Source organism: Paenalcaligenes sp. GW821-LYS-B07-1 (assembly GCF_058803365.1).
Window position 1 is genome coordinate 175,957 of sequence record NZ_CM179516.1, and the last position, 11,820, is coordinate 187,776.

General features: G+C 51.8%; 10 protein-coding genes. 4 read left to right on the forward strand and 6 right to left on the reverse strand.

Going from position 1 to position 11,820, the window contains the following annotated elements; translation table 11 throughout:
- Positions 1-22 precede the first annotated feature (22 nt).
- The 4 genes from AC3QL0_RS00845 to aceK form a co-directional block, all read right to left on the reverse strand.
- On the reverse strand, positions 23-781 hold the full coding sequence (locus AC3QL0_RS00845; protein ID WP_493009641.1) for an SDR family NAD(P)-dependent oxidoreductase: 759 nt from the start codon (positions 779-781) through the stop codon (positions 23-25).
- A 185-nt stretch (positions 782-966) separates the two neighbouring features.
- Positions 967-2,115 carry an ABC transporter substrate-binding protein gene (locus AC3QL0_RS00850; RefSeq protein WP_493009642.1) on the reverse strand — a complete coding sequence of 383 codons (1,149 nt, stop codon included), beginning with the start codon at positions 2,113-2,115 and terminating at the stop codon, positions 967-969.
- A 201-nt stretch (positions 2,116-2,316) separates the two neighbouring features.
- Entirely contained in the window at positions 2,317-3,498 is a 1,182-nt protein-coding gene (locus AC3QL0_RS00855; RefSeq protein WP_493009643.1) for an acetyl-CoA C-acyltransferase, read from the reverse strand.
- Positions 3,499-3,550: 52 nt separating this feature from the next.
- Positions 3,551-5,386 carry a bifunctional isocitrate dehydrogenase kinase/phosphatase gene (gene aceK, locus AC3QL0_RS00860; RefSeq protein ID WP_493009644.1) on the reverse strand — a complete coding sequence of 612 codons (1,836 nt, stop codon included), beginning with the start codon at positions 5,384-5,386 and terminating at the stop codon, positions 3,551-3,553.
- A 125-nt stretch (positions 5,387-5,511) separates the two neighbouring features.
- On the opposite strand from aceK, the gene AC3QL0_RS00865 reads away from it, so the two are divergent.
- The 3 genes from AC3QL0_RS00865 (at position 5,512) to AC3QL0_RS00875 (ending at position 8,858) form a co-directional block, all read left to right on the forward strand.
- A complete protein-coding gene (locus AC3QL0_RS00865) occupies positions 5,512-6,582 on the forward strand; it encodes an MBL fold metallo-hydrolase (RefSeq protein WP_493009645.1) in 1,071 nt (356 codons plus the stop codon).
- A 78-nt stretch (positions 6,583-6,660) separates the two neighbouring features.
- On the forward strand, positions 6,661-7,863 hold the full coding sequence (gene metC, locus AC3QL0_RS00870) for a cystathionine beta-lyase (RefSeq protein WP_493009646.1): 1,203 nt from the start codon (positions 6,661-6,663) through the stop codon (positions 7,861-7,863).
- Positions 7,860-8,858 (forward strand): asparaginase, encoded by a 999-nt coding sequence (locus AC3QL0_RS00875; RefSeq protein ID WP_493009647.1) that lies wholly within the window; start codon positions 7,860-7,862, stop codon positions 8,856-8,858. The genes metC and AC3QL0_RS00875 overlap by 4 nt, the downstream gene beginning before the upstream one ends.
- A 3-nt stretch (positions 8,859-8,861) precedes the next feature.
- Here the strand turns inward: AC3QL0_RS00875 and AC3QL0_RS00880 are convergent, their stop codons facing one another.
- A complete protein-coding gene (locus AC3QL0_RS00880) occupies positions 8,862-9,248 on the reverse strand; it encodes an RNA-binding S4 domain-containing protein (protein WP_493009648.1) in 387 nt (128 codons plus the stop codon).
- A 123-nt stretch (positions 9,249-9,371) separates the two neighbouring features.
- On the opposite strand from AC3QL0_RS00880, the gene exaC reads away from it, so the two are divergent.
- Positions 9,372-10,895, forward strand: coding sequence for an acetaldehyde dehydrogenase ExaC (gene exaC / locus AC3QL0_RS00885; protein ID WP_166406756.1), 1,524 nt, complete (start codon positions 9,372-9,374; stop codon positions 10,893-10,895).
- On the opposite strand, the gene AC3QL0_RS00890 is transcribed toward exaC, so the two are convergent.
- Positions 10,892-11,794, reverse strand: coding sequence for a LysR substrate-binding domain-containing protein (locus tag AC3QL0_RS00890; RefSeq protein WP_493009649.1), 903 nt, complete (start codon positions 11,792-11,794; stop codon positions 10,892-10,894). The genes exaC and AC3QL0_RS00890 overlap by 4 nt on opposite strands.
- Between the last annotated feature and the right edge of the window lie 26 nt (positions 11,795-11,820).

The following is an 11,820-nucleotide window of genomic DNA, read 5'->3' on the forward strand; positions in this document are numbered from 1 at the left end:
CAGAATGGGAAAAAGCGGGCGATTACCCTAGACGTAAACCGCCATCTATAGAAAGTTTCTGACCGGTCACATAGCGGGCGTGCGAACTCAGCAAATAAGCTACTGCGCCAGCTACGTCATCAGGTTGGCCAAAACGTCCTAGAGGGGGCATGGGTAAGCGATTTTGCCAATCCACATGTGGATAACGTTGGCTGTCTTTGAGGGTATAGCCAGGTAATACACAGTTGACGGTCACGCCAGTGGCGGCCAGTTCTGCGGCAAGGCTCATGGCCAAGGCTTCGGCAGTGGCTTTGGCGGCAGCGGTGAGGGGGTAGAGTTCACCAGGTTTGAAGCGGTGCGCCACAAAGGAGCTAGTGAGCACGATGCTGCCACAGGAGGATTTTTCTAAATAGGGTCTAGCGGCTTGTACCAGCTCAAGAAATGCCCCTGCCATGCTTTGTACGGCTTCAGCTAAGTCGTGAGACGACGCTTCTTGCAGGTTTTTCTTGCTGGCATGGCCGGCATTGCTGACGACTTGGTCTACGGTGCCGAAGGTTTGTACACAGGTTTCTACTATACATTTGGCCTGTTGGGGTTCGTTGAGGTCGGCAAAGTAGCACTCCGCTTTAGCACCCAAGGCGCGTACGCTGTCTAGCACTTGTTGCATGGCTTGTTTGCTGCTGTCATCAGCGCCACGCGAATGTAAGAGAAGGGAGGTGTGTTCAGAGGCGAGTGTGCGAGCGATGGCCGCACCAATACCTGAACCAGCACCCGTAATGAGGATGACTCTATGTTGTTCCATGTTGCTCCACCGTTGTTATACCTGTATTCAGGTTTTCTTATATCTATGTCGATAAGAATTTTATTAAGGGCAGCATAGCATGGAGCCTATGCTTGCAGAAGTGGCGGCACGTAAATAAATGCTTCGAGTTTAAGGCGTAAAAAAAGCCGGGAATCTGGTGGATTTCCCGGCTAGTTATCAGGCGTTTACTTCAGTAATCGCCACTGACCATCTTTCACGATGATCATCTCACGACCACGCTCATCAAAGCCGCTGTGATCTTCAGGAGTCATGTTGTACACACCTTGTGTGGCCACAAGCTCAGTGGTTTGTTCCAATGCATCACGCAACGCAGCGCGGAACTCAGGCGTACCGGGTTGAGCTGTTTGTGCAGCAACAGGAATTGCTTTTTCTAGCAACAAGCCTGCATCAAATACGTTCGCACCAAAGGTAGCTGGGGCTTCACCATATTTGGCGGTGTAGCGGTCAATGTAGTCTTGAGCAATCGCTTTGGATGGGTTGCTGTCGTCGATTTCAGGCAGCACCAACATCAAACTAGCTGCTAGTACAGTGCCTTCTACTTCAGGGCCACCCAGCGACAAGAACGCAGGCAGTGCCGCACCGTGAGTTTGGTAGAACTGGCCTTCGTAGCCCAGTTTTGCCAAGGTGACTTGTGGCAGCACAGCGGCAGCGCCAGTACCGGCGATCAGCACGGCATCAGGCTTAGCAGAGAACACTTTTAGTGCTTGGCCTGTCACGGAGTTGTCTGAACGCACATAGCGTTCGGTAGCGACAATCTCAATCCCGTTTTCAGCAGCCAGTTGGTTAAACACGTTCAACCAGCTTTCGCCGTAGGCATCGTTAAAACCAATGAAACCTGCTGTTTTAACACCGTTGTCCACCATGTGTTTCACCAAAGCAGAGCCAATGATGTCATCGTTCTGCGTGGTTTTGAAAATCCACTTTTTCTCTGGCGTCATGGGCAAGATCACAGCAGCAGCACCCACTGGCGACAAAATCGGCGTACCGGATTCTGCGGCAAAAGGGATCAAGCTAATCGCATGCGGAGAGCCAGTAGGCCCAATCAACGCATCGATTTGGTGCTCAGAGATCAGCTTACGGAAAGCAGTCACCGTTTGGTTGGTGACGCTAGCATCGTCCAACGCAATGTATTCGATATCCAGATCGCCAGCTTTCTTAGGTAGCAGAGGAACCGTATTGTTTTGCGGAATGCCAACCATGGCAGTAGAGCCGGTGGAGGAGGTAATGACCCCTACCTTGACTTGGGCAGAGGCGATGGGTGATTGCAGAGCAAAAGCAGTAGCCAGAGTCACCAGCAAGGTACGCAGTAGCATGAGTTCCTCGTAGAGAAAGCGGGATAAGGATGGACAGTAGGAATGCAATTTCACACTTCAAGCTAATAATTTTAACGCATAACCTGTGTTGCTTTGGTCTTTAGCGCTAAAACGAAAAAACCTCTGGTGTTTTGCCAGAGGTTTTCAGCTATTTACGCCAGCATTTTCACACTGGCTTGTAGGTAATAGCAGTGCTGTAAATTACAGCATTTCCACTGCGATAGCGACGGCTTCACCGCCACCGATACACAGAGAAGCAATACCGCGTTTCAGGCCTTTTTGTTTCAACGCACCTACCAGTGTTGCGATCAAACGCGCACCGGATGCACCAATAGGGTGACCCAATGCTGTCGCGCCACCGTGAACGTTCACTTTGTCGTGAGGGATGTTCAGCTCTTTCATAGCAGCCATGGTGACCACGGCGAAGGCTTCGTTGATTTCAAACAGGTCTACGTCTTCAATTTTCCAGCCGGTTTTCTTCAGCAGTTTTTCAATTGCACCTACAGGAGCTGTAGTGAACCACTCTGGCTCATGAGCAAACTGTGTGTGGCCTACGATTTTTGCCAAAGGTTTTACACCCAGCTCGCCAGCGGTGGAAGAACGCATCAATACCATAGCTGCTGCACCATCCGAAATGGAGGATGAGGTTGCGGCAGTGATGGAACCGTCTTTTTTGAAGGCAGGGCGCAAGGTTGGGATTTTTTCAGGCATCGCACGTTGAGGTGCTTCGTCTGTATCAACAACGGTGTCGCCTTTGCGGCCTTCTATAGTGACTGGGGTGATTTCAAAGGCAAAGCTGCCATCTTTGCTGGCTTCTGTGGCACGGCGCAGAGATTCCAGCGTGAACGCATCTTGTTCTTCACGGGTGAACTGGTATTTGTCTACGCAGCTTTCTGCAAACAGGCCCATCGCTGTACCTTTTTGGTACGCGTCTTCTAGGCCGTCCAATGCCATGTGGTCATACACAGTGGAGTGACCATAGCGGTAGCCTTGACGACCACGCAGCAACAGGTAAGGAGCATTGCTCATGCTTTCTTGGCCGCCAGCAACAACGACGTCAGCACTACCACCTACCAGCATATCGTGGCCAAACATGGCAGCACGCATACCGGAACCACACACTTTGTGTACGGTGGTCGCACCTACGCTTTTCGGCAGGCCAGCACCAATAGCGGCTTGGCGTGCAGGCGCTTGGCCTTGGCCAGCTTGTAGTACGTTACCCATGATCACTTCGTCGATCAGGGCAGGATCAATACCAGCGCGCTCTACAGCGGCTTTAATGGCAACCGCACCCAGTTCGTGAGCGGCTAGGGAAGAAAGACTACCCATCATGGCACCCATAGGGGTACGGGCAATCGAAGCAATCACAACAGGATCTGACATGGCAAGAGCTCCTCGGGTTGTTGTAGTCAGGTTGATGTCACTCCATTATCCATTAAATTGCTGCACTGCGGCAATTATCTAATCGCTTAGTAAGGGGATAGGGATAAATATTCTCTAATCTACCCTGTGCGACACGCTCTCGGCATTGATTCCACCATTGCGCATCCAGCAATTCTGCATGGTACTTTTTGAAGGCTTCTTTGATACGTGGGTCGCCCAGCAAAAAGTATTCAAATTCTTCGGGAAATACGTCGTTCTTACCAATGGGATACCACGGTTCGCCGGACATTTCAGCCTCTTCGTTGGGCGCGGCTGGAATGGTGCGAAACTGCATTTCCGTCATACGTTGAATTTCATCGTAGTCATAGAAAACAAGGCGTCCCAAGCGGGTAAGGCCAAAGTTCTTGTACAGCATATCACCCGGGAAGATATTGTTTGCTGCTAATTCACGTATGGCGTCGCCGTATTGTTTAATCGCGCCTTCAATGGCGTTTTCGCTGGCACGAGACAAGAACAAGTTCAGTGGCAGCATGCGGCGCTCAATGTACACATGGCGCAAAACCAGTGAACCGTCGCTTTCTTCTATTTGCGACGGTACTTCACGGCGCAATTCTTCCAGTAATTCAGGGTCAAAACGGTCTAGCGGTAAGGCTACTTGTGAATATTCCCAGGTATCGGCCATACGCCCTGCACGGTCGTGTTTTTTCACCAGTTGATAGCGTTCCTTGACAGTGGCGTGATCCATGCCGCTTTTGCGTATGCGGTCGCGTATCAGCTTGAATACGTAAGGGTACGACGGCAAGGTAAACACGCACATCACCATCCCTTTAATACCGGGCGATAAGGTGAATTGGTCTCTAGAATGTGCTAAATGGTAGAGAAAATCGCGGTAAAACAGCGTTTTCCCTTGTTTTTGCAAACCGATGGCGTTGTAGAACTCGGCCTTGGATTTGCGGGGCAGCAAAGTCACCAAGAAATTCACATAGGCGGATGGAGTCTCCATATCCACCAAGAAATAGGCGCGAGTAAAGCTGAACAGCGTACTGATGTCGTCACTGGTGTCCAACAAGGCATCCAGTGAAATGGTACCAGCGGGGGTGTGTGTCAGCGCAATAGCAAAGGGGTGAATGTTGCCGTGGTTGATAAAGCGCCCCACGATATACGCACCTTTGTTACGGAAGAACAGCGAGTTTAAGACTTGGAATTGGCAGTCTGGGCCTAAACGGTGGCCGGGATCATCAGGCAAGCGTTGGCGCAGCGTATGCACAATGCGGCGCGCCAAGATACGTACTTCGGCAGGCAAATCCGCGAACGGGGCGGCCAAGCCAAAATCCTGAATCATGGTTTTCAGGGTAGGCACCAAGCCCTGTTCTAACGGGTAATAGGCACGGTACGAAGGGCGGCTACCATCCAGATATTCGGTAGCGATAGCAGGGCGTACAAAGAGGAAATCGTTGTTGAAATAGTTACGATGCAGTACGCGGCAGGACACCGAGTTAAAAAACGTTTCTGCACATTCTGGCTGATGGTGACGTCGTAACAGCCCTACAAATTCCCGTTTTACCTGATGCCAAAATTGGTGCTGGGGTTCATCCAAATGGGTAAGTTGGCTATGCTCATCGGGCGTGGTGCGGTTTCCTTTAAGCGCTGAGCTAAGGATGGCGGCACATTCGCGTACGCGTATATCGTAATATTCGATGCGCTCACGAGACAGATGTTGTATGGCATGCCACGCGGCAGACTCGAACAGTACTTTGGCACGCTGCGCACTGTAACGAAACAGCGCATAGTGGCGGTTAAAGCCATTCAGAATGGTCTGGGCAATATCCAGTGGAGAAGGGCCTTTAGGTGAAACTGGGGTGATGCTGGGACTATCTGACTCAAACATGGCTGCGTGTTACCAAGGTGAAAAGTTCCAGAAAGTGCGCTTCAGCAAACAAAGATTGGCTGAGGCAAGGGGCTGTCCTATTATGCCTGTTGCACAGCACGAACGTAATGATTGGAGAAGACAGAATGCAAGATACCCAAGAAGCAGTGACCTATCCGTTTGGTGACACATTGCCTGAGCCTAGTCAGATCATGGAAGTTGCCCCAGGCGTTTTTTGGGCTCGCTTACCCTTACCATTTGCCTTAAATCACATCAACGTGTGGTTGTTGCGCGATGAGTATGAAGGGCAGCAAGGGTGGATGATTGTGGATTGCGGCGTGAATAAAGAGGTGATTCGCGAGCAATGGGAGCAGTTGTTTGCCACACAATTGCAGGGCTTGCCGGTATTGCGCGTGTTGGTCACTCACATGCACCCTGACCACGTGGGCTTGGCAGGCTGGCTGTGTGAACACTGGAAAGCGCCGTTGTACATGAGCATGACGGATTACACAGTGGCCTGTTTGTGGTCGCAGCGTCGTCATGATGCCAAAGCAGCGCAGCAAAGTGGTGAGAACGCGGCGGCGCACTTTGGGCGTAACGGTTTGAGCGACCCAGAGTCCCAACAAAAAATCAAAGAACGCGCGGGCTATTACCCTGGGTTGGTGTCCGATATGCCCAGCAGCTTCCACCGTTTGATGGCAGGTCACAGCATTACGATTGGTGCTAACCAATGGGAAATCATTGTGGGCTACGGTCATGCGCCAGAGCACGTATCGCTGTACAGCCCAGCGCTGAATGTACTGATTTCTGGCGACATGATGCTGCCACGTATTTCTACCAACGTCAGCGTGTTTGACCATGAGCCTGAAGCAAATCCACTGCCCTGCTTTTTGACCTCTCTGGATGAGTACCGTGTATTGCCCGAAGATGTGTTGATTTTGCCGTCGCATGGCAAAGTGTTCAGAGGTTTGCATGGCCGCATAGATGACTTGCAACAGCACCACAAAGACCGTTTGGTCGACACTTTAGAAGCCTGTGGTAGTGCCGGCCTGAATGCCGCAGGGTTGGTGCCCGTGCTATTTAAGCGCGAGCTGGATCTGCATCAACTCACCTTTGCGATGGGTGAAGCCTTAGCTCACTTGCATGCGCTGTGGTACGAGGGTAAGCTGCGCCGCGAAAAACGCGCAGATGGCATCTATTATTTCGTGTGTAGCTAATGCCATCGTGGCTGCACCGCCTCTGCAGACTTTATGCTAGCGTATACCTTTAGCTAATTTCTGCAGGGTACAGTCACTATGAGTCAGTCCTCCTACCGTCATTTGGATACGTTGCTTGCTCATTTAGGGTTAGCCGAGTTTGACCCTCAAACAGGCGCTGCTCCCGTGGCGATTCCTTCCGTGCGTTCCAGTACGGTGAGATTCCGTTCGTTGGAAGACTTGGATGCTGCCCAAGCAGCACAAGCCGCAGGCCAGCGCAGACCTGCTTACGGCAGGGGCGGGCTGGATACACATGCTGCGTTAGAGCAGGTGTTTTGTGAGTTAGAGCAAGGCCAGTATTGTGCGCTTGTTCCTTCTGGCATGGCATCAATTGCCTTAAGTATTACCGCCTTGGCGCAGCACGGCGACCATGTGCTGATCACTGATTCTGCCTACGCTCCTGTACGGCTTTATGATTCTGGTTTGGCTAAACGTTTGGGCATCGATATCACGTATGTGAAACCAGATGTAGCATCTGTGCGTGAAGCCATACGTCCTAACACCAAAATTCTGTACTTGGAGTCTCCCGGTTCGCTGTTGATGCAAATGCTGGATGTGCCTGCCTTAGTAGCCGTAGCCAAAGAGCATGGTCTGGTGACTGTCGCTGATAACACATGGGGCTCTGGCTATGCCTACAGACCATTAGAGCTAGGCGTGGATGTATCAGTGATTGCCGCGACTAAATATGTGGCGGGTCACTCTGATTTGATGATGGGTGCTGTGGTGGTGGGTGATAACCCAGCCCTGATTTCTGCGGTGAAGAAAACGAATTATGCCTTGGGTTATTCGGTGAGTGCTGATGACGTGTGGCTAGCGTTGCGCGGTGTGCGTACCTTGTCGGTACGTATGCGTGAAAGTGCATCCAATGGCCTGAAACTGGCCGAATTCTTGAGTTCCTTGCCCGAGGTAGAGCGTGTGTTCCACCCGGCATTACCTAGCGACCCAGGCCACGCATTATGGAAACGTGATGCCACTGGCTCTAACGGCATGTTGGCCTTCAGTTTGAACCTGCAACCAGAACAAGCACGTCGCTTTGTGAATGCGTTGACGCTGTTTGGTATTGGCTATTCATGGGGAGGTTTCGAGAGCCTAGTGCAGTATGTAGAGCCAGAGCTGGTAGCACCGCACTCCTACTGGAATCACAACACTAAACCATTGATACGTTTACACGCAGGCTTAGAAAATGCGCAAGATTTAATTGCGGATATCTCTCAAGCATTGGTAGCGGCTAAAGCAGCATGACGAATGTTGTACCGGCCACAGGGCCTGTGTTGATTTTGTACACCGGCGGCACTCTAGGTATGGAATTAGGTGCCGACGGTTGGGCACCTGCAGCCGGGTTTGAGCAGCGTATTCAACACGCGCAAGCCACTTGGCCGCAGGCTCAGTCTCTGCCCGCGTGGCGCTATGCAGCCATAGACCCGCCTATAGATAGTGCCAACATGACGCAGCAACTGTGGCTAAGCATGCGCGATGTGATTGTGCAGGCCGCCGAGCAGGGTTGTAGTGGCGTAGTAGTACTACATGGCACAGATACATTGGCCTATAGCGCAGCAGCATTAAGTTTCTTGCTGGGCGGTGTAGGTATTCCCGTTGTGCTAACGGGGTCTATGCGGCCTGCTGTACAACCTGATACGGATGCATGGGCCAATGTGTTTGGTGCATTGTCGGCTATCACTGTCTGTGCTGCAGGTGTGTTTGTGTACTTTCACCAGCGTTTGTTACGCGGCACACAGGTAAGCAAATGGCACAGTGATGCCGATGACGCATTCAGAGCGGTACGCCATGAAGGTGCTGAGTCTATTACTGGTCATGTACCTGTTGCACTGAATTTTCAGGTGCAGCGTCAGCCGGTATCTTTAGTAGTAGTGCCGTTTTACCCCGGCTTTCAGGCTAATGCCTTACAAAGTCTTGTGGATACGGGCGTACAGGGGGTGATTTTGGAGTGCTACGGTACTGGCACAGGCCCAACAGAGGACGCTGAACTCTTGGCCGTACTACACCGAGCTACCGCACAAGGGGTGGCTGTAGTGGGAATTAGCCAATGCCCAGTGGGTAGCGTGCTGCCAGGGCAATACGCAGCGGGCAGTTTGTTGGTGCAGGCAGGGATGCTACCTAGCGGCAGCATGACGCGAGAAGCAGCCTTAGCCAAATTATTTGCCTTGTTGGGAGCGGGCATCACGGCCCAACAACTGCCCGACTACTGGCTTACCGATTTTTGCGGTGAGTTGGCGTAACGCTTAATAGTCATCGTGTTTTAAGCGATCAATACTACGTCTATCACGCTTGGTAGGGCGACCAGCGTGAATGCTTAAGGCAGGCTCCGGAGCCAAGCGGCGCTGTTCAGCCGCACTTTCGCGAGCATGAATGCTTTCAGGCGTTTCGTTATACAGCGTACGGGCAACGGTAGCCGGGCCACGAACGGAGCTAATGGCTTGTACGATCACTACCGTAGCCGGGGGCTGCTTGGTGATGGAAATTTCATCACCCACCTGAATATCACGTGCTGGTTTTGAGCTCTGGCCATTCACCAGCACGCGTCCTTTATTGATTTCATCTACGGCTAGGCTGCGAGTCTTGTAAAAGCGTGCTGCCCATAACCATTTGTCTAAACGGGTCTTGTCCATATCACAAAGTAGGATAAAGATATGATAGAAATCACAGTATAGTAGTAATCACACAGCGCTGTTTCGGCTGTACATTCCGCTCTGCAGTATTCGGGCAATTCATGCGTGACCCAGGAGGTTGAAATGAGTTTTTCGGATTTAAAACAGTTTGGCATCGATCTGGAATTCCCCTATAAAAAACGATACGACAACTACATAGGGGGGCGTTGGGTACCTCCTGTAGCGGGGAATTATTTCGAGAATATCTCGCCCATTACCGGGCAAGTATTCTGCGAAGTCGCACGATCAGACGCCGATGACATTAATTTGGCCTTAGATGCAGCGCACGCGGCGCGCGAGGCATGGGGTAAAACCTCGGTAGCCGAGCGTTCCAATATCTTGTTGCGCATTGCAGATAGGATAGAGCAAAACCTAGAAAAACTAGCGGTGGCAGAGTCCATCGATAACGGCAAACCTGTACGTGAAACACGCGCAGCTGACTTGCCACTGGCAGTAGACCATTTCCGCTATTTTGCGGGCTGCATCCGCGCTCAAGAAGGCGCTATTTCCGATATAGACAGCACCACGGTGGCGTACCATTTCCACGAACCAGTGGGCGTGGTGGGGCAAATTATTCCGTGGAACTTCCCACTATTGATGGCAGCATGGAAGCTGGCTCCCGCTTTGGCGGCAGGTTGTCCCATCGTGCTGAAACCGGCTGAGCAAACACCCGCATCTATCTTGGTGTTGATGGAAGTCATTGGTGATTTGTTGCCTCCGGGCGTGCTGAACGTGGTGAACGGTTTTGGTAAAGAAGCCGGTAACGCATTGGCCAGCAGCCCACGCATTGCCAAAATTGCGTTCACAGGGTCCACGCCTGTGGGTAAAACCATTTTGCACCATGCGGCTGATTCGCTAATCCCCGCTACGGTAGAGCTAGGCGGCAAAAGCCCTAACATCTTCTTTGAAGACGTCATGCAAAACGACGATGCTTTCCTGAACAAAGCATTGGAAGGTGCCAGCATGTTTGCCCTGAACCAGGGCGAGGTATGTACAGCGCCAACACGTATGTTGGTGCAAGAATCCATTTACGAGCGCTTCATTGAAAAAGTGGTGGCTAGGGTAGAGCGCATTAAAAAAGGTAACCCGTTGGATGCTGCCACGATGGTGGGGGCGCAGGTATCTCAGGCACAGATGGACCGTATTCTGGGGTACATCAACCTAGGGCGTGAAGAGGGTGCTACGTGCTTAACGGGTGGTGATAGAAACCGTATGCAAGGGCTGGATGCTGGTTTCTATGTGAGTCCCACTATGCTGCGTGGTGATAACTCCATGCGTGTGTTCCAAGAAGAAATCTTTGGCCCGGTTGTGGCGGTGACTACCTTTAAGGACGAAGAAGAAGCCATTGCCATTGCGAATGACACATCCTATGGTTTGGGCGCAGGGGTATGGAGCCGTGACGGTTCACGAGCCTACCGAGTAGGGCGTGGCGTACAAGCCGGTCGCGTATGGACTAACTGCTACCACTTATACCCAGCGCACGCTGCATTTGGTGGCTACAAGCAGTCCGGTATTGGTAGAGAAACACACAAAATTGCCCTAGGTAACTACCAGCAAACCAAGTGCATGCTGGTGAGCTACAGCCCAGACGCTTTGGGCTTCTTCTAACTTTCTGATGAATCAGGCAGCGCAACGGCATTGGTGGTTGCGCTGTGTTCTAACAAACTGATCAATCTGCGAGTCAACAAGGGGTGCGTGAGCGTACCCCTTTCTGCTATCCCAATCTCTCTGGAAAACGCATGTTTGCCTAACGGGAGCATGCGCACGCCTTGAGGAAAGGGGTAATGCGCGGCGGTCACTGGCACAATGCCTACGCCTATACCTTTTTCTACCGCGTGTATTAACCCTCCTATTTCATCCAGTTCTACAGCGTCATGCACTGATAACTTATGCTGGCGTAAAAACTGTTCTATGCGTCGTCCACCAAAGGACGTGCGCACATAGCGCACAAACGGAGCGTGTTGCAGCAGATGCTGCCAATTGGCGCCAGGATGATGGTCAGAGGCAATCAGCACAAAAGGCTCATGCAGTAAGGTGTGCCATGTGATGTCGGGCGGCAGCGTGTACGGTGGACGCACCATGACAGCCACGTCCATATCGCCAGTATCTACTTGGGCAATGATGTTTAACGAGTCACCGGGTATGACACGTAGCGAAATCCCGGGGTATTCCTGCCTGAACGCCGCCATCGCATCAATTAACCACGACTGCTGAGCAGAGGTGATAGCACCTAATACCAAGGTACCTTGAGCGCCATCGCTATAGCTCATGTTTCCCAACTGCTGCATGGCGGTAACGATATGCTCGGCGCGTGAATGTACCTCACGGCCCTCTAAGGTTAGCGTGGCACGTCTGGCGCTGCGGTCAAACAAGCGTAGTCCTACGTGTTGTTCTAACCGTTGGATCTGCGCGCTTACCGCGCCTTGTGTGAGGCCTATGTGCTCACCGGCTTTGGCAAAGCTACCGTAACGCACTACCGCTAGAAAGGTACGTAATTCACTCAGCATAATTGATCAATTAAATTGATGGAAAA